The organism is Pedobacter sp. AW31-3R, from assembly GCF_052180285.1.
In the GTDB taxonomy this organism is placed as follows: domain Bacteria; phylum Bacteroidota; class Bacteroidia; order Sphingobacteriales; family Sphingobacteriaceae; genus Pedobacter.
On sequence record NZ_CP197475.1, the window covers coordinates 1956707 to 1982247 of the forward strand.

The window sequence follows — 25541 nt, forward strand, 5'->3', positions numbered from 1 at the left end:
AGAGGAGGCTGTATTGATCAGCCTCTTTTTGTTTTATTCCAAATAAACCAATGCCGTGCAGACCTATTTATAGTTCTTTAAAAAAATCAGGTTTAATTGAAGTCCATTCTTCCATGGCTCAATAATGAGGTCTCAAACTGAGCGACCAGATGATCACCCCCTCTTATTTGGCGATAATGGTGAATATCCTAAATACATCCTCCTGGAATTAATTTAACCTGTTGAAATAGGACGGTCAAAAAAACAGAGCGAGGGATTTTGACAATGTTTTATTTCTAAACTGGAAGTTGTTTCCGGGAAATAAGGGTTTAATATTATACTGAATTTACTTTGATATGTTATTGTTTTAAAAAATATAACTGTTTTTTGGTGAAAATACTCTTTTTATTTTTTTAGTTTTACTGAATAAATATTTCGAATAAGCAATGTTATGGATTTTTAATAAAAAAGACCCGCACGATGGCCTGGAATGGTTGGCGGTTGATATGCATTCACATTTATTGTCTGGAATTGGAAAAGATTCCCTGGATTTGGAAACAGCTGTTTCTTATATCCGGCAGCTCAATGAATTAGGCGTTGGCAAAATCTATTGTACACCTCCAATTGAGGAGAACAGCCCTGCCAACTCCTCCGAAGCAATAGCTGAGGCAATCATCAAATTAAAGACAGTGGTTGAAGAAGCGGGAATTGAAGTGGAACTTATTGCGGCAGCAAAATACTTAATTGACGAGAACTTCCAGGTAGCAGATGACTTGTTGACGCTGCCGGGGAAACATCTGTTGGTAAAACTTTCTTTAACGGAAGAAATGAAAGGGCTGGAAGAAGTTATCTTTAATCTCCAGAAAAGTGGTTATAAAATTATCTTAACCAATCCTGAGCGGTATACTTATTACCATGCCCGTAAAAGCCATTACAAAAGATTAAAAGCTCTGGGCTTGATTTTTCAGCTGAATTTAATGTCCATTACCGGATATTATGGTAAAGATGTGAAACATGCAGCAGACCTGCTCCTGGAAAAGAATATGTACGATTTAGCCGGTACCGAAAGTCATGATGACGGATATTTTACCCTATTGCTTAAAAACATTGTAGAAGGGGATATGTTCAAAGAAATAAGAAAATATCATTTTAAAAATAAGGATTGGTTCTAAAAACGCATCGGCCTGATTCCTGGATGGTACGTATATCAGACCGGAGAAGATGAAAATTCAGGCTAAGTATTGAACTAAGAGAATGGGTAATCCTTAAAATAACCAGGGATAAGTATAATTGCAATGCTGACCTGAAAAAGGGCTATATGAAAATATATTTTCATATAGCCCTTTTTTTATTCCTCCAGATAAATATCTTTGAGGTGTATTACTTAACTAATACACCGCTACTATGATGAAAGTATCAAACCTTACCTTTGGATACAGCAGGAAATCTATTTTATTTGAGAACTTGAATCTGGAATTGCTTCCCGGGCGTATTTATGGATTGCTTGGAAAGAATGCAGCAGGAAAATCAACATTGTTGAAATGTCTTTGCGGACTTATCCATCCCCTTTCTGGTAGTTGTGCCAGAAATAATTTGGAGGCATCGAACAGGCAGCCAGCTTTTCTCCAGGAATTGTTTTTTATAGCTGATGAACTGTATTTGCCCCAATTGAATGTTCATCAGTATGTCAAAAGCTATGCTTGTTTTTATCCGAAATTTGACAGGGAACAATTCTTTACCATACTGGCTGAATTTGAGGTGCCTGAAGGCGAAGATCTGAACAGCCTATCTCTTGGTCAGCAGAAAAAAGTAATGATTGCTTTCGGGATAGCAGCCAATACTTCAGTCCTGATCATGGATGAACCCACTAACGCACTTGATATCCCTTCAAAAAAACAGTTCCGTAAAATCATAGCAGCTGCTTTAACTGATGAAAAAATTATCGTGATCTCTACCCACCAGGTCAGGGATCTAGAGAGCCTGATTGATCATATATTGGTACTTCACGAACGAAAGATGATTTTGAACAATTCAATGGACCGTATTGCAGCGTGTATTGCATTCAGCAAGATTGTTCCGGCAGATCCATCGCTTATCCTCTATCGAGAGGACAATTTGTTGGGTAGCCATATGATCTGCCTGAATACCAGTCACCATGAGGGGAAGGTGGATCTCGAACTGCTTTTCAATGCAATGACGACCGGCCATCAGCCACTATTAGATGTTTTAAAATAAATCTTATGAACAATACATTCAGTTTTCAGCGCTTTTCAAAATTATTTATGAAGTTTAGTAAGGAACATTTTTATTCCTATCTGCTGTCTATTGCCGTAATTATGGTACTCTTGGCTGGGCTTTTGGGCTGGGGTGCCTATAGCGGTAATGGAAAGGTGAGTGTGGATACACAGCGGAAGATGTTTTCATTTTTCCTGTTGGTGGTTAATGTTATCTTTACGAGCAGGATTTTTAGGATACTGTGGGATAAAAAGAGCACTGTTGCGGAATTGTTGCTGCCTGTATCTCCCTTGGAGAGATACCTGGTCTTCTGGCTCTACTCATTTGTAATTTTCGGACTGGTATATCTAGCCCTGTTTTTTATGATCGATATGGTAGTTATTCAGATCGGAAATATTGAACAGGTGGATGGAAATGTACTTTTTAACCCTCTTCATAAAGACTTTAAATTACTTGACTTATTTGTAAGCTATGCAATACTACATGCTATTGCATTTCTGGGGAGTATATGTTTTAAGAAAACACACCTGATTAAAACAGCAATGTGCACCGTGATTGTGTACCTGTTTCTTTTGTTCACGAATCAGTTTATGGTTTCCTGGATTTTTAATAGGGCAAGCCTGACATCCCTGCCTTACATGAGTGTGGACCTAAGTCCATATAATACACCAGGATCGGAGAAGGGAACCAGAGGGATTAGTGCTACCGTCGATTTTTATGACGGCTTTAATCTGTTTTTCCCCTACGAGTCGATAGACTGGGTGATCAATAGCATGTTGCTTACCACAACAGTTTTATTGTGGTTTGCCGCTTACTATAAACTCAAAGAAAAACAAGTGTAATATGGAATTCAGAGATAACGAAGCGATTTATTTTCAGATCGCCACTTTTGTGGGTGAAAATATCCTGCTGGAGAAATGGAAACCCGGCGAAAAGATTCCATCGGTGAGGGACCTTGCAGCTGACCTGCAGGTAAATCCCAATACCGTCATGCGTTCCTATGAATTTCTGCAGGGTAAGGAAGTGATTGTAAATAAACGTGGAATTGGTTTTTTTGTCACCGAAGATTCCATCTGTAAAATAAAAGAACACAGAAAAGAACTCTTTCTGGGGCAGGAGCTTCCATTGTTTTTCAGGAACCTCTCTCTGCTCGGTATCAGTATCGAAGAAATAGAACAACGTTACATCGTTTTTTTAAAGGAAAACAATCAATTTGAAAAGTAATGAAGAAAAGTACATTAATAATGGTCGCCACCCTGATCTGTCTATTGGGTTATCTCATCCTGTTTAACTTTAAGATGAAGGAACAGATCGTGCAAACGAACAAAAATAGTGCCTTTGTCGATATGGATTTTTATGCTGCTAAAGATCTCGAAAATATCGATTTGACGATGGTAAATGGGCTTTCCCTTTCTATTACTAGTGAGGGTGAAGAGGGAATATGGATAGGTAAGCGAATAAAAGACAATATCTCAATGGATACCTCGGCCAAACATAAGCTGGTTTTAAAGATATCTGACGAAAATACGGATACCCGATTTCATTCTACTGGAGGAGAGGTCAAAATTATCACTAAAAAACTGCGGTCCGTATCTGCCAGGCCTTACGCGGAAAGTAGTTTCATTAGTGGTAAAACAAGTTCTGGAATTGGCCGTGTAAGCATAAGTGGACATAAGTTAAATTATTTTTACTTGTTTACCGGATCTTTCCTGCAAACGGAACTCAGAAATATGCACATAGAAAATTTTACAACAGCTATTGGAAAGAATAACTTTGGCGGTAGTCTTGAATTGAGTCGGGGGGTAAAGGTAAACCATGCTAAATTTCAGTTATCAGATGGTAGTAAACTTGAAATGGGTAATGCCAAAATTGAAGATGCTGTGTATAAACTGTCTGGATTGGCTAAGGTAACCCGGAACGGGATATTGTGGAAGACCTCAGAATAGTTTCCAACTACATCAGTTCTAATCAAGGGGACATATAACTCTATTGGAAATAAAGCTTGCCCCCGCTCCGGGCTCCTCTGTAAATGCTTTAGACCCGGTTTGCCCCGGATTAGCTTCAGGATATATCAAAGTCGATTTAATGCTTTTTAAAGGGCAGCTTACTTCAATTTTAATGCAGACTGTTTACCCCGGATATAAAACGTTCTAAAATATTTTTGTTATAAATTCAGCTTGTCATTCATATGGTAACGCTGTCATAACCTTTCTGTAAAAACATTTTACCCGGCATTTTCAGTCTAATTTAAATCATTCTAAATAGTCCCTATTTACATTTTTTACATTATAAAAACTACTAAACCTATATAGAATATATATATTTGTGTAGAGAGATGCTAAAACGTCTTTTTAAAACAAACAAAACAAACCAAGATTTATTGATATGCAAAGTTTTAGAACGGAGCTGGAAAATCCGATAGTAGAAAAAGATATTATAGATCTTGAACAAAAGATCCGTGCCTTTCGTGAAGGAAGAATCCATGATGAGAAATTCCGTAGCTTAAGGCTTGCCAGGGGAGTATATGGACAACGTCAGCCTGGTGTACAGATGGTACGTATCAAACTACCTTTTGGGAAAGTAACCTTCCAGCAATTGTTGCGTATTGCAGATGTTTCAGATGAATATGGCAGTGGCAACCTTCACCTGACTACCAGACAGGATATCCAGATTCACTTTGTGAGCCTTGACCGTACGCCAGAATTATGGGCTGAACTGGAACGTGATGATATCACCTTACGTGAAGCCTGCGGTAATACCGTTAGAAATGTAACCTCTTCCCCTGATGCGGGAATAAACCCGGATGAATTGTTCGACGTTTCACCCTATGCACAGGCTGTATTTAAATATTTCCTTCGTAACCCTATCTGTCAGGAAATGGGCAGGAAGATTAAAATATCTTTTTCCGCGACAGAAAAAGATACTGCATTCAGCTATATCCATGATTTAGGATTTATTCCCAAGTTGAATGAACACGGTGAACGTGGATTTAAGGTCATGCTTGGAGGTGGCCTTGGTGCACAGCCTTTTCTGGCAAACGCAGTCCATGAGTTCTTACCTGCCAACCAGTTGATTCCTTATACTGAATCACTTTTGCGGGTTTTTGACCGTTATGGGGAAAGAACAAACCGAAATAAAGCAAGGCTGAAATATCTGGTACAGAAGCTTGGACTGGAAGAAGTGTTGAGGTTGGTAGCAGAAGAAGTCCTTGCCAATAAGTCTAAGACTTTTGAGATTGATCTGGATACCGTGCCTCAGCCTGCATTTCCTGCTGCTGTGACAGGGATTGCTCAGATCAGCCCCGCCGATGAAGTACATTATCAGCAATGGCGCGATACCAATGTGGTCGCCCAAAAGCAAGAAGGCTTCTACGGCGTATATATCAAGGTTCCTGTTGGTGATATTAAAACAGACAAGGCAAGGTTGCTCGTAGAAGCGATCCGTCCGTATGCAGCCGATGAAATTCGCATTACCCAGAACCAGGGACTATTGCTGAAATTTGTCAGGGAAGAGGCATTGCCAGCCTTGTTTAATCAACTCAGTGCACTCAGCTTTGCCGCACCAGGATTTGACAGCCTGGCTGATGTGACGACCTGTCCGGGGACTGATACCTGTAACCTGGGGATCTCCAACAGTATGTCGCTTTCAGTTGTACTGGAAACGGTCATTTATGATGAATACCCTGACCTGATTTATGACAAAGACATTAAAATCAAAATTAGCGGCTGTATGAATTCCTGCGGACAGCATGGTCTGGCACATATCGGATTCCATGGCAGTTCTGTAAAAGCAAACGGCAAGGTTGTACCGGCCGTACAGGTAATGATTGGTGGCGGAACAGTAGGTAATGGTGAAGGAAGGGTAGCAGAACGCGTGATTAAAGTACCTACCAAAAGGGCACCAGAAGTCCTGAGGGCTGTGCTTGACGATTATCAGGCAAATGCAGCTGAAGGGCAAAGCTTCCATCTGTATTATGATGAAAAAGGTAAAGACCATTTCTATCAGCTGCTGAAGCCTATTGCAGACTTAACTACGTTGCAGGACCATGAATATGTAGATTGGGGACATGAAGAAACATTCCAGACAGCAATTGGTGTGGGGGAATGTGCGGGCGTGGTCATTGACCTGGTTGCGACGATATTATTGGAAGGCGAAGAGAAGCTACAATGGTCTAAAGAAGCCTATGTGGGAAAAGCATGGTCTGATTCCATCTATCATTCCTATAGTGTACTGGTCAACACCGCCAAGGCTTTGTTGCTGGATAAAGGCATTAACAGCAGTACCCAGATTGGTGTGCTGAAAGAATTTGACACGCATTATGTAGAAACTGGAGAAGTTAGCCTGCCTTCAACATTCAATGAGTTTGTTTTACAGATCAATAAAAATGAACCGACAGAAGAGTTTGCAAGTGCATACCTGAATCAGGCTGATGAGTTTTATTATCAAATGAGAGTGAAGAGAGAGGAGAAAGTTAAAGCATGATAACCACAGGAACAAGAAGAATAAGAGAACCCAGAATAACATTGGTGGGTGCAGGCCCGGGAGATCCGGAACTGATTACCATGAAAGGCGCAAATGCACTTAAAGATGCAGATGTGATTTTATATGATGCATTGGTCAATGAAGCGGTACTCGAATATGCCGCTAAAGATGTCGTTAAGGTCTATGTTGGGAAACGTTCCGGTGAACATTCCTATTCGCAGGAAGCGGTGAACCAGCTAATGGTGGATTATGCCCTGAACTACGGACATGTGGTTCGTCTTAAAGGCGGAGATCCCTTTGTATTTGGCAGAGGATATGAAGAACTGAATTTCGCAGCAAGTTACAGTATTCCTGCACAGGTCATCCCCGGTTTATCGAGTTCGATCTCTGTTCCCGGCCTGCAGCAGATTCCTGTTACCCACCGGGGATTGAGTGAAAGTTTTTGGGTGGTTACAGGAACAACGGCTTCGGGAGCCATTTCCAATGATTTATATGAGGCAGCAAGAACCAGGGCAACTGTGGTTGTGCTGATGGGATTGAATAAATTGAAAGATATTGTCAAACTCTATCAACAGGAACACAAAAACCGGTTGCCCGTTGCAGTCATACAAAACGGGTCTACAGAAAATGAGAAATTAGCCATTGGTATTGTAGATACTATTGTTGAACTGGTAGAAGAAAAAAATATCAAGGCACCTGCCATTCTCGTATTTGGCGAGGTGGTGTCCCTGCATCCGCAGTTCCAACCTATTAAAGATTTTTTTGCAGCCGTTAAGGAGGTAGATTAAGGAATAAGAATAAAGACGAATAAATTGACAAAGTTGGAAGGTAATCAGTTATTTCCCGTATTTCTGAAGTTAAATGAACTGCATACCGTAATCATCGGCGCAGGACCAGTGGGCCTGGAAAAATTAACGGCTGTTTTAAAACAGAGTGAAAATGCAAAGATAACGGTCATTGCAGCAGATATCATTGAAGAGGTATATGACTTAGCGCGACAGCTGCCGCAGGTTACTTTATTGCATAAAAACTATGAGTCGGCTGACCTTGCTGAAGCTGACCTTGTCATTGCGGCAACAAATAATAATGTATTGAACGAAGAAATAAAGCATGATGCCCACGCGCTAAAGTTATTGGTGAATGTAGCAGATAAACCTGCTCTGTGTGATTTCTATCTGGGTTCTATTGTTAAAAAAGGAGACCTTAAGATCGCCATATCTACGAATGGAAAATCACCTACAATAGCCAAGAGACTTAAAGAATTGTTCAATGATCACCTTCCCGAAGAGCTGGATATTACCCTCCAGCAGATGAGCGCATTCCGTAATACCTTAAATGGTGATTTTAATTCCAAGGTTAAGAAGTTAAACGAGGTGAGTGCCGTACTGGTAGAACAGCCTACTGTTGAAAAGGAACTGAAAACTGTTTCAGCCTTTCCTTCATTTAAATGGCTGATCTGGACTACAATTGTGATTGCTATAGGGATTCTTGTGACGATATTCTGGTACCGGGAACCACAGTTCCAGCAATATGTTGCAGAGATCAACCCTCTTTTCTACTGGTTTTTAGCAGGTGGTTTTCTGTTTGCTCTCGTAGACGGGGCTATAGGTATGTCCTACGGGGTCACCTCCACCGCTTTTTCCCTTTCGATGGGTATTCCTCCGGCATCAGCCAGTATGGGGGTACACCTTTCGGAAATCCTGAGTAATGGAATAGCAGGCTGGATGCACTATAAAATGGGAAACATCAACTGGAAACTTTTTAAGCTGCTTATTGTTCCGGGGATTCTTGGTGCAGTTGCCGGTGCATTCTTGCTCTCTTCGCTGGAGCATTACAGCCATTATACCAAGCCATTCGTGTCTTTATACACATTGATACTGGGCGGGATTATCCTTTCCAAAGCGTTTAATGTGAAGTCTAAGAAGAATGGTGGCAAGATCACTAAGATCCCCTTACTGGGATTATTTGGTGGTTTTATTGATGCGGTAGGCGGTGGTGGCTGGGGATCTATCGTCCTGTCAAGCCTGATTGCCGGAGGGAGAAATGCAAGATTTTCTCTCGGTACAGTGAAACTTACCCGCTTTTTTATCGCACTCATGAGCTCACTTACTTTTATCACGATGCTGAATTCTGCTCACTGGGAAGCGATAGGTGGATTGGTTATTGGAAGTGCCCTGGCAGCTCCGATAGCGGCAAGGGTATCCAACAGGATATCTGTGAAAAGTATAATGGTAGCTGTAGGTATTATTGTGGTGGTAGTGAGTCTGCGCAGTATCCTAAAGTTTATTTTTTAAAGATATTTTAACTAAATTGATATAAGATGAAAGCATACCTGGAGGAAATAGCAGCACAGATCAAAGATATGGAACCCGTTGAGGCCATAGCTTACCTGGCGGAGCTGTTTCCCGGACAAATTACTTTCTCCACCAGCTTTGGCTGGGAAGATCAGGTGATTACTGATATGATATTTAAAAACGACCTTCCTGTAAAAGTATTTACACTGGAAACTGGCAGGCTTTTTCCAGAGACGTATTATGTATGGAACAGGACCCTGGAGATCTATCAGAAACCTATACATGCCTATCACCCCGATGCCATCGCATTGGAAGAGTTGGTCTTAAAAAAGGGACCGAACAGCTTTTATGAATCTGTAGAAAACCGGAAGCAGTGTTGTAATATCCGGAAAATTGTCCCTTTGAAAAGGGCACTGGCGGGCAATAAGTGCTGGGTGACTGGAATCAGGGCAGAACAATCACTGAACAGGACTGATATGGCGAATTTGGAATGGGACGAACAAAATCAGTTGCTTAAGTTTCATCCCATCTTTTTTTGGACTTTAGATGAAGTAAAGGCATATATCAGGAAAAATAATATTGTATATAATACCCTTCATGACAAAGGGTTCCCCTCTATCGGCTGTGCCCCCTGTACGCGTGCGGTACGCGAAGGGGAAGATTTCAGGGCAGGACGATGGTGGTGGGAAGACCAGTCGAAGAAGGAATGTGGTTTACATGCCACAAAATAAGATTTTAACACATGAACACATACTAATGGACTATTTAGACGAATTAGAGGCAGAAGCAATTCATATTTTACGTGAAGTAGCGGGACAGTTTGAGAAGCCCGCATTACTGTTTTCAGGAGGGAAGGATTCGATTACGCTTGTGCGGCTTGCCGAAAAAGCATTCCGGCCTGGTAAGTTCCCTTTTCCACTGGTACATATTGATACAGGACATAATTTTGAAGAAACAATCAGCTACAGAGACCAGATGGTGGAACGGTTGGGAGAGAAACTCATTGTAGGATATGTACAGGAGTCTATAGACCAGGGTAAAGTCATAGAACAACGTGGCAAAAACGCCAGCAGGAATTCCCTGCAGACCGTCACCTTACTGGATACGATTGCCAAGCATGGTTTTGATGCCTGTATAGGTGGAGCGCGACGGGATGAGGAAAAAGCAAGGGCCAAAGAACGTATTTTCTCTATTCGTGATGAATTCGGACAATGGGATCCTAAACGTCAACGACCGGAGTTATGGAATATTTACAATGGTAAAATCCATAAAGGTGAGAATGTCCGTGTTTTCCCTATCAGTAACTGGACAGAACTGGATGTATGGAATTATATCCGCCGTGAGAAGATGGATCTTCCGTCGATTTATTTTGCCCATCAAAGAGATTGTATCACCAGAAATGGTCAGTTGATGGCCGCATCCCCATTCCTGAATATGGATGAGGATGATGTGGTGACCAGCAGAATGGTAAGGTTCCGTACTGTGGGCGATATGAGCTGTACCGCTGCAGTAGAGTCAGATGCCTATCTAATAGATGATATTATAGAAGAAATCAGCGCATCAAAAATTAGTGAACGTGGCGCGCGTTTGGATGATAAAGTGTCGGAAGCCGCAATGGAAGACCGCAAAAAAGGAGGATATTTTTAATGAACATACTTAAATTTTTTACAGCAGGCAGTGTGGATGATGGAAAAAGTACCCTCATCGGCAGATTGTTATACGATACGGATTCTATTCTGGCCGATCAGCTGGAAGCACTGCAGCAATCCAATCGTAAAAATGACGATGGATCTATTGACCTGGCGATTTTAACAGATGGATTACGCGCGGAAAGAGAACAGGGAATCACCATTGATGTGGCCTATAAATATTTCCAGACTGAAAAACGTAAGTTTATCATTGCCGATACACCGGGACATATCCAGTATACCCGGAACATGGTTACCGGAGCTTCAACAGCAAACCTGGCTATTATTTTAATCGATGCAAGAAACGGGGTTGTAGAACAAACCATACGCCATTCCTATCTGGTTTCTTTATTGGGAATCAGCCATGTGGTGATCTGTATCAACAAAATGGATATGGAAAATTACAGTGAGGAGGTGTATCTTCAGATCACAGCAGCGTATAAAACTCTTGCTGCGAATCTTAAGTTGAAGGACGTAACTTTTATTCCTGTTAGTGCTCTTAAAGGGGATAATATCGTTAACCATTCTGAAAATATGCCATGGTATACAGGAGCAAGCCTTCTGGACTTCCTGGAAACTGTGGAGACTTCAGAAAAGGAAACTTCTGATTTTGCAAGAATGCCGGTACAATGGGTAATACGCCCACAGACTGATGAATTGCATGATTATAGGGGTTATGCCGGAAGAATTTTGAGCGGTACCTTTAAGGTGAATGACCGGGTTACTGTTTTACCATCAGGAAGCAGTTCTGTGGTGGAACGGATTGAGGTTTTCGACCAGCAGCCGGAAGAGGCTGTTGCCGGTATGTCGGTTACCTTACACCTGAAAGATAATATTGATATCAGCAGGGGAGATGTTTTGGTCAATTCAAATCACCTGCCGCAAAGTTCACAGTTAATTGAAGCCGACCTGTGCTGGATGGACAATAAACCTATGGACGATTCGATTACCTATTTTTTACAGCATAACAGTAAATTAACCAAGTGTAAGATCCGTGAGATCCTCCACAAGGTAAATATCAATACGCTTGAAAAAGAGGAGGCTTATGAGTTCAAACTGAATGATATTGGTCGTGTGGTGATCAAAACAGCTGATGAACTGGCTTTTGATCTGTATACTGAAAATACAGCCAACGGATCCGCAATTCTGATCGACAGCCGTACCAACTTGACGGTAGGTGCTTTAATGTTCAGGGCTATAGTGGAATAATTGTAACCAATCAAACCTACTTTAACCCACATATTGATGTAGCAAATAGCCTTAAAATAAGAAACGGGGGATAACTCTTTCGAATTATCCCCCGTTATCTAATTAACGCTCTCATATACATAAGCGTTATAAAAGACATATTATTGTGTGTCGGCCCATTTTTTTCTAATTGCCTGATTGAACCCTGTTCTGTTCGGTTTCTGAATCCTTCAATCGCTCTCTGGCTACCTTGATCAGGCCATTGCCAAAATTATACGTAAATGTTAACCTGAAAATCCTGCTTTCCTGTTTCTGAGAAAGACGATAATCCCGTGAGGAGATAGTCGTGCTGATCTGTGGCCTCATGAGGTTGAATATATCGGCTGCTGCAAATTTAATATTTGCTTTGTTGTTCATGAATGATTTACTAAAGCCCACATCAATACTAAACAGTGGTTTTATGACTTAGCTTCCATACACCTTTGTAGAATGATAGTTTAGGAATAATTCAGCATTCATTGTTTCGTGTAATCGGAAAGTCTGTATTGTGTTTGCAAGCCAGGTAAATTTAACACGCTTAGATGCTGTTCCCATTAAATTTGCTGAACTGAACCGGTTATGGTAGAGGATAACATCATTCTCTGTATTTCCTGATTTTAAATTGAAGTGGGATAGTTTGTTTTAGGCCTCAAACCGAAAAAAGGAGTCTCACCTGCGCCACGACCAGGAAACTGATAAGGTTGTTTTGATCTTTGAAATAAGTGTCAATTTCGATGATTTCAATAATGCCTTCACCCGGGAATTTGATGATCGATCCTTTCTTTATCATCCAGATGATATAGAGTTCTGAGGCATATTCAACCTCGAGCCCCTGTTCGTATACCAGTCTAATGCGGCCTTTGATGGAACCCATAAGCTATAAATAATTAACGGCTATAAATTTGCAGAATGTTGAAAATTTTCAGGTTGAGCTGATGCTTACAAAGAACGTACTGTTATTTGTGAGTAAAGTACCCCTTTTATGAAGTTGAATACCCTATTTGATACCAATAATTTGTTGAGTTTTACTACATGCGTACTTTCGTATTTTGGGACAAATGTCACATAATGGAAGATGGTAGTTAAGAATTAATAGGATATTTATATTTGATAAGCCCTTTTAAAGCCGATTGGAGAAGGAAATAAGGGGCAGGAGATCAATGATCTACAGAAATGGCCAGCGATAGGAACACATTTCCTGCCGAAAGAGCGTATAATTACGTGCTGAAATGATATTCATTTGATTTCAGGAGCTTTACCAGCAAAATGATTTATTTCTACTGCCTTTTATAGCGCAGCGGGTTATTTATTTAAATATGTTTATGTAATCAGAAGTTTATAAGCCTTAACTTTATCTTTTATATTTCATCGGAATGGCAATGGCTAAAAACAGTTCAGATACTAAAGAGAGTTCGAAATCACAAATGAATTTCCCAATAATAGGGATGGGAGGGTCGGCAGGCTCCTTTCATGCTTTTGAGAAGTTTTTCCTGCATATGCCGATTAAAAGTGGAATGGCATTCGTTATTGTCATGCACCTTGATGGTGCGCATAATATGGATGTCTCCCGTCTGCTACAGCCGGTTACTGGAATGAAAATCGCTGAAGCGGAAGATGGCACACTCGTAGAACCGGATAAGGTCTATATCATTCCTCCGGGAAAAGATATGGGCATGCATAAAGGACGTTTGTTGCTAATGGAGGCATCAAGATATAAAGGTGTACATATGTCAATAGATTATTTCCTGCAAAGCCTCGCTGAAGATCAGTGGAGTAATGCCGTTGCCATCATTTTCTCTGGTATGGGAGCAGATGGTGAAACCGGGGTAAGGATGATCAAGGAAAAACTGGGAATGGCTATGGTTCAGGATCCACAAACAGCAGATTATCCAAGTATGCCTACAGCATCGATAAGGACTAATATGGTGGATTATATCCTTTCAGCAGAGGAAATGCCGGTGAAACTTATTCAATACCTCAACCATCCTGCATTGCAGGAATCGCAGGCCCATTCGGACTCCTTTCTGAACAATACCAACCAGACCCATCTGCAGAAAATACTCATGCTGCTGCGTTCGCATACCGGACATGATTTTACACTCTATAAGAAAAATACCATCGTCAGGAGGATTGAAAGAAGGATTGCTTTCCATCAGCTGCATGACTATGTAGATTATATCAACTTTTTACGGGAAAATCCCAATGAGATCCTGGCGCTGTTTAATGAATTACTGATTGGGGTAACAAAGTTTTTCAGGGATCAGTTTTCTTTTGATAGTTTGCAGGAGTTTTTGTTCGCCTTGCTGGATACCAAGAAAGGTGATGACCCTATCCGTATCTGGGTTGCAGGTTGTTCAACAGGAGAAGAGGCCTATTCTATTGCCATGCTACTCATTGAGTACCATGAAGCAAAAAATCTGACAAGGATTCCAAAGCTACAGATTTTTGCCACCGACCTTGACCCTCAGGCTATAGACCACGCAAGGACAGGATCATATTTTTCCAATATTATCTCTGAAGTGTCCCCGGAAAGATTGGAACGCTTTTTTATTAAAGGCAACGACGGTTACACGGTTAAAAAAGAAGTGCGCGAAATGATTGTATTCGCACAGCATAATTTAATTAAGGACGCCCCTTTTACACGACTGGATCTGCTGTGTTGCAGGAACGTGATGATTTACCTTACTGCTGAACTGCAGAAAAAGATCATTCCTGTTTTTCATTACTCTCTGAATGAAAACGGACTGCTGTTTCTGGGGCCGGCAGAGTCCGTGGGGACTTTCCATGAAAGTTTTACCACATTGGATACCAAATGGAAACTTTTTAAAAAGAAAGAAGGTGGAGCAACGATGAATAAAATGCTTGATTTTCCTTTTAACGTGGCCAACCAGAAAACGAAAAATTTAAAAATACAAAACAATAAAACATTGAAGAATCCTGTAGCTGAAATGTTTCATAAGATATTATTGGATAACTATACCCCAACCTCCTTATTATTAAATGAAAGGGGGGATATTTTATATGTGAATGGCAAAACCGGAAGGTTTATGGAAATCAATTCAGGTGAAGCTGTTTTCAATATTCACCGCCTAGCCAAGGAAGAACTGAAATATGCACTGGGTAATGCTTTACATCAGGCCTGGGAGCAGAAACACCATGTGGAAATTTCTGAACTTAAGGTAAAGGAAAACGGACAGGTATTCCTGATCGGCTTTAGGGTGGATTACCTGACGGAAGATCCGCTGCAGAACCTGCTGCTGGTTACTTTCCATGACCATGGCTTGCTGAAGAAAATACGCCGTGTATCCAAAACCACTGATCCGCTGAAAGTGGGCGAAGTGGAAGAGCTGGAAAAGGAACTGATCTACACAAAACAACAGCTTCACAGCACAATAGAACAGATGGAAACGTCATTGGAAGAACTGAAGTCGACCAATGAGGAACTGCAGAGTACCAACGAAGAATTACAAAGTACCAATGAAGAAGCTTTGACGACCAAAGAGGAAATGCAGTCATTAAATGAAGAACTGATGACGATTAACCTCCAGTACCAGAGCAAAGCGGAAGAGCTTACCCAGCTGAATAATGATATGAAAAACTTGCTGGACAATACAGAGATCGGAACGATCTTCCTGGATAACCACCTGAACATTCTAAGGTTTACCCCACAGGTCACGAAACTGTTCAATGTGATTCCTTCAGACCTGGGGAGATCCATTACCCACATTGTTTCTAATTTCGATTATCCCTCCCTGGAAGATTCCATTAAGGAAGTAATAGAGAAATTAGCGGGTAAAGAACTGGAAGTAAGTACAAAAAATGGCGACTGGTATAATCTCAGGATCATGCCTTACCGCACCATGGATAATTTTATCAATGGGGCAGTGGTCACATTTACCAGAATTACTCCGGTTAAAGCGATGGAGATTAAACTGAATAATCTATTGAATTATGCACAGGTGATGATTGACAGTGTTGCATTGCCGGCAGTATTAGTGAACAGGGAACTGCAGGTTTTACTCACCAATCATCAGTTCTCTAAATTATTTAATCTAAAAGAGCAAGATTTAAAGGACCAATCGTTATTGGAAATTGCTCGTAATTTATGGAAAACAAATAAGTTGGATGATTTGTTGTTTAACATTAGTACAGAAAAGGATGAACTGTTTATTCACCATGACTTTCAGGATGTGGGGATTAAGGATATGTTTATCAGGGTAGAGCCTTTAGGAACCGGGGTGAGTAAAGATCGTTCCATATTTATATTAACTTTCAGGGAACAAGATAGTGGAAAGCAAGAGAAATACACGGAAAGCAAAGCTTAACTCTTTAATTCGTCTGCGGTCAACTCCTATGGTCAATGGGAAGAATACGCTGTCTGAAAAAAACTTTTCAGGAGAAGAAGTGAATATTCTATTGAATGAACTACAGGTGTATCAGCTGGAGTTGGAGATGCAGAACGATGAGCTGAAAGCTTCCTACGCTACGCTTGACCAAGAAAGGGCCAAGTTTGTCGGCCTTTATGATCTTGCCCCGGTAGGGTATTTTATCCTGGATTATCTGGGCATGGTGGAAGAGGCCAATCAAAATGGGGTAGACCTGCTCAACAGTACCAAAAAGGCCATATTGAACCGGCGGTTCCAAAGTTTTATTGCCCGGCAATCCTGGGAAAGTTTCTATAACTTTTTGCATAGAATGCAGACTACAGATGGTAAACAGAGTGCAGAAATACAATTGGTTTTAGCCGACCAGCAGGTGATCTATACACGGATGGAAGGCAGGGCCATTTCAAGTATCATTGTAACCGATATCAAGTACTACATTACCGTTATTGATATCACCATCAGCAGAAATGCGCAACAGGTGCTCAGGGACACTACTGAACGACTGGAAATGACCTTGGAAGCTTCTTCAACAGGAACCTGGACCATTGGCTTTGGCACAGATGAGGTGTTCTTTGATGAGCATAGCTTTAAAATCCTTGGTATCAACAAATCAGAGTTTTGTACCACCATTAAAGGCCTTATTGATTATGTCCATCCTGAGGATCGGATTAGGGTCAGGCATTCCTTAATGCTCGCCGTAAATGGTTTAAAAGAAATAGATTTGGAGTTTAAGGTCGTGACAAGGGAAAAAAAGGTCAAATATATTGCCGCCAAAGGACACGAAATAGAATCATTGGATGACAAGAACTATTTTGCAGGAATTTTAATGGACATTACGGATCGAAAAGTGCTGGAAATGGAATCAGAGGACCTGCGCAATAGCCAGCAGCGGCTTATCCTTTCCGCTACCCTCGCTGCACAGGAGAAAGAACGCAATACCATCAGCCGTGCTTTACATGACAGTGTCTGCCAGATTCTGTATGGCATCAGGTTGAACCTGGAAAATCTGCAGCGGACAAAATACGTAACGGGTGATTTTAAAAATATCAATCAGCTGCTGGATCAGGCGATCAGGGAAACCAGGCAGCTTTCTTATGAACTTACGCCCTCGGTACTGAAGGATTTCGGTTTTGTAGCAGGGATTAAGGAAATGGCGCAACGTACCAGTACGCCGTTGTTTACAATAGATACTTTCATTCATAACTCTGCCGATTCACTCCATGGAGAAGTGCAATTGTCGGCTTTCAGGATGATTCAGGAATTGATCAGTAATTGTATCAAACATGCAAAAGCTACACGGGCAGAGATTAGTGTAAATGTAGAAAACCAACTGGTTATCATAACTGTTGCTGATAATGGAAAGGGATTGAAAACAAATATTGATGAAGCATATAAAATAGGATCCGGTCTCAGCGGGATTAAAAACAGGGTATTTCTTTTAAATGGTCAGCTTGATCTGGATAACACCAGTAATGGTTTAGTCATTACCATAAAGTTTGATAGCAAACTTGGCTATTCTGCCTGATTTTCCTGTGATTCACTGAGAGAAAAGGGTAAGGTAAAAGTATGAACCCTATTTTTCGGGATTAATACGTATGTATGGGGCAAAGAAATGGCTTAAATTCTTAAAAGAGAGGTGTTGTTATGGAGGAAAGTACGTGATTGTTGAATGTTGGGTTCAGATCTTAGTAAACTGTACAAAAAAAGCATAATTTAACCTTTAAATAAATAGCATAAAAATGTTGCAGGTAATTTTAGCTGAAGATCATAATATCGTTCGTAATGGGATAAGAATGCTTCTTGAAGCAGACCAGGAGATCAGTATTGCAGGTGAGGCAGTTAATGGGCAGGAAGTACTGGAAATGATTTCTTCCGGAATAAATGCTGATATTGTTCTTGCTGATATCAATATGCCCGGCCTGGACGGGATTACACTGATCAAACAGCTGAAAATTCAGCACCCTGATATACGTGTGGTTATTCTTTCTATGCTTGACAATGAAAAATATGTATTACAGGCATTTGGTGAAGGTGGTTTTGGCTACCTGTTGAAAAATGTAAGTGCTGATGAGCTGATCTTTTCCCTGAAACACGTCCATGGAGGAGGAAAATACTTGTGTGCAGAGTTGTCCATCAGGATGGTGGATAAATTAATTACGAATTCAGGCGCTCCCATCAATCCTATCCACCCCAAGATTGATTTTTCTAGTAGAGAAATTGAAATCCTTCATTTGATTGCCCAAGGCTTAACCAATAATGAAATGTCTGAAAGACTCTTTATCAGTAAACGGACTATCGAAGGACACAGGCAAAGTCTGATCGAAAAGACAGGCTCCAGAAATACCGCAGCATTGATCAGATTTGCTGTACTTGGTGGTATTGTTCAATAATGTTTATGGAATTTAATTATATTTTGCGTATTTATCCTATGCTTTTCAGGTGTTAGTACGTGTTCAGGTTATTTATAGTATCCCTAATATTGTTTTCGGTTTTTGTAGTTACACTATAAATGAAGGGGAAGAAAAAGATTTTGATGGTTAACCATGGCCGGGATATGGCAGATATCCTGGAAATGATTTTCATTCATCAATTGTATCAGGTAGATATTTGTACATCAATCACTGATATGGAAAGCATCTTTTTTAAGAAGAAACCAGATGTCATTGTGATGGGTGCCGGGATCGTAACAGGTTTAACAGAGATAGAGGAGCTTTATAAGAAAATCAAAAGAAATCAGTATACGCAAACAGTACCAGTGATTTACCTCTCTACAGATGGACATTTTTTTAATCAGAAAACTGAGCGTTTATTCAGAATTGACCCGCTTGACCTTTCATTACTTTCCCTGCAGATCAAAAGTCTGCTCTTTCAGACGGCCTAAATGAATTTGTTGACAGGTATTATATTTTCACCATGTCTAATATGAAGGAAGAAAGAGCGCATTCTCAGCTTTTTTTCCTTCATATTAGACGCATGGATGTTGCTTATCTTACTGTCAATCCTCTGTCTTTTAACATTGGTCCAATTTTTGGATCATGGCCACGAAAATCAAGGAATAATTTCCCATAATCGGCTGTGTTGCCCCGTGACAGTATCATGTCGCGAAAACGCTGCCCATTTGCCCGTGATAGTCCTCCATGTTCTTCAAACCAGGAATAAGCATCATCGTCAAGCATTTCCGTCCATAGATAAGCATAATAACCGGCAGCATAGCCACCTCCCCAGATATGGGAAAAGTAACTGGTACGGTACCTTGAAGGAACTTCAGGAAGGTCAAGCCTGGTCTTTTTCAGCGCGGCTTTCTCAAAATCATCGGTGTGTTGTAAAGGACTGTCAGCGCCAAGTTGATGCCATTCCATATCTAATGCCGCGGCCGCAAGGAGTTCTGTCAGCCTGTATCCCTGATTGAAGGTAGCTGCCTTTTTAATTTTATCGATTAATACCTGTGGCATCAATGCTTTGGTCTGGTAATGTACCGCATAGTTTTTGAGTACTTTGGGATCCAGTGCCCAGTGTTCGTTGAACTGCGAGGGAAATTCTACAAAATCACGAGCCACGCTGGTTCCGGATAAAACTGGATATTGCTGGTTTGCAAACAGCCCATGTAAACCATGTCCGAATTCATGGAACATCGTGCTCACATCATCATAACTTAATAATGCAGGCTGCCCGGCTACAGGTTTGCTAAAGTTACATACATTGTAGATGACCGGTTTTGTTCCGAATAACTTGGATTGTGTTACCATGTTGCCCATCCATGCACCACCATTCTTATTGTCACGTTTGAAATAGTCACAATAAAACAAACCAATAGTAGAATTGTCCTGATCAAAAACCTCAAAGACACGAACGTCTTCCTGATAAACCGGGAGATCTTTACGTTCTTTAAAGGTGATACCATAAAGTTGTGTGGCGGCATAAAATACCCCATCTTCGAGTACTTTATTCAGTTCGAAATAGGGTTTTATCTCGCTCTCATCAAGATCATATTTCTTTTTGCGTACTTTTTCGGCATAATAATTCCAGTCCCAGGTCTGCAATTTGAACCCTCCTTTTTGTAAGTCGATCTCTTCCTGGATATCTGCAGCTTCTGCTTTTGCCTTAGCCGTTGCAGCCGGTACCAATTGGGCAAAGAATGCATTTACCGCTTCTGGAGTTTTAGCCATCTGGTCCTGCAATTTCCAGGAAGCGTAGTTTTTAAAGCCCATCAAGCCTGCTTTTGCTGTACGGATCTGCGCTATTCTTGCAATGGTTTTACGGGTGTCGTTTGCATCGTCTTTTTCAGTCCTGTTCCAGGAAGCAAGGAACAATCGCTCACGGGTAGGACGATCATTTAAAGATTGAAGCAAAGGTTGCTGGGTGGTGTTCTGTAATGGAATTAACCATTTATTTTCAAGTTTCTGGCTTTTTGCACTTTGCGCTGCCGCATCGATTTCTCCCCTTGATAATCCTGCCAGATCTTTCTCCTTGTCCAGGATTAATCCACCGGCTTTATTGGCAGCCAGTAGGGAGTTGGAAAATTTAGCACTTAAAGAAGCCTCTTCCTCGTTTAGCTTTTTAAGCCTGGATTTATCTTCCTCTGATAGTTTTGCCCCCGCAAGTACAAATTGCTGATAATAGTATTCAATCAGGTGTACCGACTCAGCATCCAGTTTCAACTGCCCACGGTTACCATAAATGATCCCAATACGTTTAAATAAATTGGCATTGAGAAATATAGCATCCTGATGTGCGGCCATTTTTGGTGCAATCTCTTCCTGAAGCTTTTGCAGGCTGGCATTGGTATTCGCCCCGCTGAGCAGGTTAAAGACAGCATTCACCCGATTGAGCATCTGTCCACTTTTTTCCATCGCAACCAGTGTATTGTTAAAGTCAGCAGGTTGTGGATTGTCCGCTATTTTTTTAATCTCGGCCAGTTGGATGCGCATCCCTTCCTCAATAGCTGGTTGTATATCACCATCTTTAATCTGGTCAAAATCCGGAGCCTGGTAAGGTAGTTGACTTGTATTGGCAAAAGGATTAGACCCAGACTTGCTTTCCTTGTCCTGGTTTTGGTCATTGTTTCCACAGGATGTACCTAAGGCTACAATAGCCAAAAGTGGCATCATAAATTTTTTTTTCATATCGCTATCTTTTACAGGACGGAATTTACAACATTAAAAGAGAAAATAGGAATCTGTACGCTGCCGATTTTGGTCTGGATAGTTAAATAGGGTTGAAGGAACCTTCAGAATACCTATGGAGAAAATCGCGGCAAACAATCTTTTGCATTGTTCTGTTAAACCTGAACAAATTGACATACATTATGGATCCATTTAAAATTACAGTAAACCTGGACGGACAGGTATTTGACCTTCATATTCATCCGGAAGAATCTGCCACTTATAAAATTATATATAAAGGTGATCTCGTAGGTGCCATTACAATAGGAAATAATGGCGACTGGGAAGCGGTGGAAACGACAAATCTGACTCCTGAGATACATACACCTATGTATGAGTATGACGGTGCGAAGGATGAAGTGATGATTGATCTTCAAAACGGGCATGCACAACATATTGGCAATGCCATCTCACAATATTCAGCAAAATGACAGGTGGATCCATCTGCCATGATTATTTTTGTCTTATATTCGCTCTGCCCAATTTTTAGCTGGCCATAAATTGTCAGACAGGTGCTGAATATCAAATGAAAGAACAACCTAAAAGTGAAAAAAATGGCAGTGCTGGAATATTCAGTCTGCTGAAGCCTTATTCAGGAATGGTCATGTTTTTAATTCTCTTTGCACTACTAAGCAATGGATTGAATTTATGGCTGCCAAAGCTGATTGGTAACGGCGTTGATGCTTATTCCAATGGTAATTTTTCTTACAGGGCAACGATCATAAAATTTGCTGGTGTTGCCCTGATCATCTTTATTTTCAGCTACCTGCAGAGTATTGTACAGACCTACGCCTCCGAGCGTGTGGCACGCGACCTGAGGACACAGCTTGCGGAAAAGATTTCCAGGCAGAGTTTTGCATTTATTGAAAAAGCAAATCCAGCAAAGCTGCTGACCAATCTCACGGGGGATATTGATTCCATCAAACTTTTTGTATCCCAGGCTATTGTATCGATCGTTTCTTCCCTTTTTATCATCATAGGAGCCAGCATACTGCTTTTGACCATCAATTGGAAGCTCGGTTTAGCTATTATCGCCATTATTCCCATTATTGGAATTGCTTTTTTTTTGGTGATGAAAAAAGTAAAAGTGCTGTTCAAAAAAAGCAGGGAGGTCATCGACTGGCTGAATATGGTGATCAATGAAAGTATACTGGGGGCATCCCTCATCAGGGTGATCAATTCGCAGTTGCTTGAGTACGATAAATTCATGGGTGCCAGCACCCAGGCCAGAGATATCGGTCTCAGTATTTTACGCCTCTTTGCATGGCTTATTCCTGTGATCGTATTTACCGCGAATATAGCCGCATTGACGATTCTGGTTCTGGGTGGACATTTTGTGATTAGAGGTAGTATGACTCTGGGAGATTTTGCAGCCTTTAACAGTTATCTTGCCCTGCTGATCTTCCCCATTCTTGTGATAGGATTCATGAGCAATGTCATCGCGCAGGCCAATGCTTCCTTCCGAAGGATAAATGAGGTTCTTGACAAAAAAGAATTGCCTGCAACAGGAACTACAGCCGTAGCACTCAGCGGCGCCATAGAACTCAGGGAGGTAACGGTGAATTATGGGCAGAAACCTGCATTAAAGGATATTTCCATCTCTATAAAGGCCGGGGCAAGAATTGCAGTAATTGGGCCTACCGCTGCTGGAAAAACACAGCTGCTGTATTTACTGACCGGTCTGATCAAGCCCGACTCAGGGATGGTTTTGTTTGATGGACAGCCTATTGAAGCGTATAATAGTGAAGCTTTCCATAGTCAGGTGGGCTTTGTTTTTCAGGACAGTATCATGTTCAACATGAGTATCCGGGAAAATATTGCATTTAGTGACCTTGTTACCGATGAATCTTTAAAAAAGGCGCTGCTTACAGCCGAATTAAAGGACTTTATTGATTCGCTCCCCAACGGCCTGAACACGAAAGTGTCTGAAAGGGGATTAAGCCTTTCCGGGGGACAAAAACAGCGGATCATGCTCGCACGGGCGCTGGCTATAGACCCTAAGATCCTGCTGCTGGATGATTTCACCGCCAGGGTGGACTTTCAGACAGAACGCAATATCCTCAAAAATATTGAACTGAATTATCCCGGAATCACACTGATTTCTGTGACACAGAAAATAGCTGCCATTGAACAATATGAGCAGGTCATCGTCTTAATGCAGGGAGAAAAACTCGCTTCAGGAACACACCAGCAGTTAATGGACAATAGTCCTGAATATGTCCAGATTTTTAACTCTCAGCAAAGCACGAATTTATATGAATTATAATCTGAACAACCAGCCTGCTCCGGAGAAGAAAACGTCTACCCTATCGGGTTTGAAAAGTTTGCTGGGTCTCGTGTCTGAAGAAAGAAAAAACCTGATTATTGCCCTCATTTCGATTCTCACCAATTCAACGCTCAATCTTTTGGGGCCATTCCTCATCGGTTACACCATCGATCACTACATACAGCACAGGCAATTCAATGGAGTGCTGCTATTTGCCGGAATTCTGATGGCCATGTATGTCGTGTCATTTGCAACAAGTTATTTTCAGACCCAGCTGATGGGTGGGGTAGGCCAGCGTATCATCTTTGCCTTGCGGAATTCCATTTTCAGTAAAATACAAGACCTTCCGGTAGCATTTTTCAATGAGAACAAAGCCGGGGATTTGATTTCGAGGGTGAATAATGATACTGATAAACTCAACCAGTTTTTCTCGCAGGCATTGATGCAGTTTATCAGCAATATTGTGACCATGGTTGGTGCTGGCATCTTTTTGCTGGTCATTAATGCTAAACTGGGACTGGCGACATTGATTCCGGCATTGTTTATCCTGTTGTTTACCCGTACAATATCACCCTGGGTGAAGCGGAAAAATGCGCGTAACCTGGAGAGTACTGGGAATATGAGTGCCGAAATACAGGAAAGCCTGAATAATTTTAAGGTCATCATAGCCTTTAACCGCCGGGATTATTTCAGGAAACGTTTTGATACGGCTAACCGTATTAATTATCAGACTGCTATTGGTGCGGGGCTGGCCAATAATATCTTTCTTCCGGTTTTTGGGCTGTTTTCCAGCATGGCACAGCTGATTGTATTGTCCTATGGAATCTACCTGATTATTGAAGGAAACTTTACCATAGGCCTGCTGGTGAGTTATATTTCTTACGCCACCAATTTTTATAATCCTTTAAGGCAGCTGGCTTCCTTATGGACAAGTTTCCAGGTGGCCCTCGCAGGATGGGACAGGATCTCTCAGATTCTTGGTTTACAGAATAACCTGTTGACAGTACCCCAGGAAGCAGGGGAGGCTGCGGCAAGCCTCATGGAATTCCGGAATGTCCATTTCGGATATCCTGAAGGAAAGGAGATTCTTCACAATATCAGTTTCAGCCTACAGCCAGGAAAGACTTATGCCCTGGTAGGGCCAACAGGAGGGGGGAAAACGACAACGGCTTCCATCATGGCGCGTTTATATGATCCGCTGAAGGGGCAGGTATTCCTGAAAGGGCGGGATATCCGATCCTATACGGATGAAGAACGTGCCAGGAAAATTGGTTTTATCCTGCAGGAACCTTTTTTATTTACGGGGACACTGAAGGAGAACATCCTTTATAGCAATAACCTGTATGCCGGTCTCAGCAATGAGCAGTTTATGGAGATTCTGGCCGCTGCGAAGCTGGAGGCCTTATTGGTTTCATTTGATCAGGGACTGGATACTAAAGTGTTAATGGGAGGAGACAGCCTGAGCTTGGGACAGAAGCAACTGGTAGCCTTTATGCGGGCCGTACTGCGTAAGCCTGACCTGCTTATTTTGGATGAAGCCACAGCAAATATAGATACCCTTACGGAAAAATTGTTGGATTTGATCCTCGCCCAGTTGTCTGCCGAAACTACCCTGGTCATCATCGCACACCGGCTGAATACCATTGAAAATGCAGATGAAATATTCTTCATCAATTCCGGTGAGGTTACACGTGCTGGTTCCTTTAATGATGCTGTGAATAAACTGATGCATGGAAAAAGAATTAGCTAGGGCTATATTTAATGTGCTTATGGAGGGTGTTTACTCTATTTTTATTAAATAATTAATTTTAATTAACTAGTTT

The 25541-nt window shown here is 41.3% G+C and carries 21 protein-coding genes; 18 read left to right on the plus strand and 3 right to left on the minus strand.

Annotated elements, in window-relative coordinates; translation table 11 throughout:
- Window positions 1-425 precede the first annotated feature (425 nt).
- From ACSBL2_RS07930 to ACSBL2_RS07980, 11 genes are all read left to right on the plus strand, one after another.
- Window positions 426-1151, plus strand: coding sequence for a tyrosine-protein phosphatase (locus ACSBL2_RS07930; RefSeq protein ID WP_442591145.1), 726 nt, complete (start codon window positions 426-428; stop codon window positions 1149-1151).
- 232 nt (window positions 1152-1383) lie between these two features.
- A complete protein-coding gene (locus ACSBL2_RS07935) occupies window positions 1384-2214 on the plus strand; it encodes an ATP-binding cassette domain-containing protein (protein WP_442591146.1) in 831 nt (276 codons plus the stop codon).
- Window positions 2215-2219: 5 nt separating this feature from the next.
- Complete coding sequence (locus ACSBL2_RS07940; RefSeq protein ID WP_442591147.1) at window positions 2220-3056, plus strand: hypothetical protein; 837 nt, start codon at window positions 2220-2222, stop codon at window positions 3054-3056.
- A gap of 1 nt (window position 3057) precedes the next feature.
- Window positions 3058-3438, plus strand: coding sequence for a GntR family transcriptional regulator (locus ACSBL2_RS07945; RefSeq protein ID WP_442591148.1), 381 nt, complete (start codon window positions 3058-3060; stop codon window positions 3436-3438).
- Entirely contained in the window at window positions 3438-4160 is a 723-nt protein-coding gene (locus ACSBL2_RS07950) for a hypothetical protein (RefSeq protein ID WP_442591149.1), read from the plus strand. The genes ACSBL2_RS07945 and ACSBL2_RS07950 overlap by 1 nt, the downstream gene beginning before the upstream one ends.
- Window positions 4161-4599: 439 nt before the next feature.
- Window positions 4600-6696 carry a nitrite reductase gene (locus ACSBL2_RS07955; protein WP_442591150.1) on the plus strand — a complete coding sequence of 699 codons (2097 nt, stop codon included), beginning with the start codon at window positions 4600-4602 and terminating at the stop codon, window positions 6694-6696.
- Window positions 6693-7484 carry a uroporphyrinogen-III C-methyltransferase gene (gene cobA / locus ACSBL2_RS07960; RefSeq protein ID WP_442591151.1) on the plus strand — a complete coding sequence of 264 codons (792 nt, stop codon included), beginning with the start codon at window positions 6693-6695 and terminating at the stop codon, window positions 7482-7484. Before ACSBL2_RS07955 ends, cobA begins: the two co-directional genes overlap by 4 nt.
- 24 nt (window positions 7485-7508) lie before the next feature.
- Window positions 7509-8990 (plus strand): TSUP family transporter, encoded by a 1482-nt coding sequence (locus ACSBL2_RS07965; RefSeq protein WP_442591152.1) that lies wholly within the window; start codon window positions 7509-7511, stop codon window positions 8988-8990.
- A gap of 26 nt (window positions 8991-9016) precedes the next feature.
- The gene (locus tag ACSBL2_RS07970; protein ID WP_442591153.1) at window positions 9017-9721 is read left to right on the plus strand and encodes a phosphoadenylyl-sulfate reductase; all 705 of its coding nucleotides are present in this window, start codon (window positions 9017-9019) and stop codon (window positions 9719-9721) included.
- Between the two features lie 25 nt (window positions 9722-9746).
- Window positions 9747-10637: a sulfate adenylyltransferase subunit CysD gene (cysD, locus tag ACSBL2_RS07975; RefSeq protein ID WP_442591154.1), complete on the plus strand. Its 891-nt coding sequence runs from the start codon at window positions 9747-9749 to the stop codon at window positions 10635-10637.
- Complete coding sequence (locus tag ACSBL2_RS07980) at window positions 10637-11887, plus strand: sulfate adenylyltransferase subunit 1 (protein WP_442591155.1); 1251 nt, start codon at window positions 10637-10639, stop codon at window positions 11885-11887. The genes cysD and ACSBL2_RS07980 overlap by 1 nt, the downstream gene beginning before the upstream one ends.
- Before the next feature lie 165 nt (window positions 11888-12052).
- Here ACSBL2_RS07980 and ACSBL2_RS07985 read toward each other — a convergent pair whose 3' ends face one another.
- Window positions 12053-12283, minus strand: a complete 231-nt coding sequence (locus ACSBL2_RS07985; protein ID WP_442591156.1) for an outer membrane beta-barrel protein — start codon at window positions 12281-12283, stop codon at window positions 12053-12055.
- A gap of 271 nt (window positions 12284-12554) precedes the next feature.
- Window positions 12555-12779, minus strand: a complete 225-nt coding sequence (locus tag ACSBL2_RS07990) for a hypothetical protein (protein ID WP_442591157.1) — start codon at window positions 12777-12779, stop codon at window positions 12555-12557.
- A 499-nt stretch (window positions 12780-13278) separates the two neighbouring features.
- Here ACSBL2_RS07990 and ACSBL2_RS07995 point away from each other — a divergent pair, with 499 nt between their 5' ends.
- From ACSBL2_RS07995 to ACSBL2_RS08010, 4 genes are all read left to right on the plus strand, one after another.
- Window positions 13279-16230, plus strand: coding sequence for a CheR family methyltransferase (locus ACSBL2_RS07995; RefSeq protein ID WP_442591158.1), 2952 nt, complete (start codon window positions 13279-13281; stop codon window positions 16228-16230).
- Window positions 16193-17815, plus strand: a complete 1623-nt coding sequence (locus tag ACSBL2_RS08000) for a PAS domain-containing sensor histidine kinase (RefSeq protein ID WP_442591159.1) — start codon at window positions 16193-16195, stop codon at window positions 17813-17815. The genes ACSBL2_RS07995 and ACSBL2_RS08000 overlap by 38 nt, the downstream gene beginning before the upstream one ends.
- A 214-nt stretch (window positions 17816-18029) precedes the next feature.
- Entirely contained in the window at window positions 18030-18680 is a 651-nt protein-coding gene (locus tag ACSBL2_RS08005) for a response regulator (RefSeq protein ID WP_442591160.1), read from the plus strand.
- Window positions 18681-18799: 119 nt separating this feature from the next.
- Window positions 18800-19171 (plus strand): hypothetical protein, encoded by a 372-nt coding sequence (locus ACSBL2_RS08010; protein WP_442591161.1) that lies wholly within the window; start codon window positions 18800-18802, stop codon window positions 19169-19171.
- A 103-nt stretch (window positions 19172-19274) separates the two neighbouring features.
- Here ACSBL2_RS08010 and dcp read toward each other — a convergent pair whose 3' ends face one another.
- The gene (dcp, locus tag ACSBL2_RS08015; RefSeq protein ID WP_442591162.1) at window positions 19275-21413 is read right to left on the minus strand and encodes a peptidyl-dipeptidase Dcp; all 2139 of its coding nucleotides are present in this window, start codon (window positions 21411-21413) and stop codon (window positions 19275-19277) included.
- 182 nt (window positions 21414-21595) lie between these two features.
- Between dcp and ACSBL2_RS08020 the strand changes: the two genes are divergently transcribed.
- From ACSBL2_RS08020 to ACSBL2_RS08030, 3 genes are all read left to right on the plus strand, one after another.
- The gene (locus ACSBL2_RS08020; protein ID WP_442591163.1) at window positions 21596-21883 is read left to right on the plus strand and encodes a hypothetical protein; all 288 of its coding nucleotides are present in this window, start codon (window positions 21596-21598) and stop codon (window positions 21881-21883) included.
- A 95-nt stretch (window positions 21884-21978) separates the two neighbouring features.
- Window positions 21979-23718 carry an ABC transporter ATP-binding protein gene (locus ACSBL2_RS08025; RefSeq protein ID WP_442591164.1) on the plus strand — a complete coding sequence of 580 codons (1740 nt, stop codon included), beginning with the start codon at window positions 21979-21981 and terminating at the stop codon, window positions 23716-23718.
- Window positions 23708-25468 carry an ABC transporter ATP-binding protein gene (locus ACSBL2_RS08030; protein WP_442591165.1) on the plus strand — a complete coding sequence of 587 codons (1761 nt, stop codon included), beginning with the start codon at window positions 23708-23710 and terminating at the stop codon, window positions 25466-25468. The genes ACSBL2_RS08025 and ACSBL2_RS08030 overlap by 11 nt, the downstream gene beginning before the upstream one ends.
- The last annotated feature ends 73 nt before the right edge of the window (window positions 25469-25541 follow it).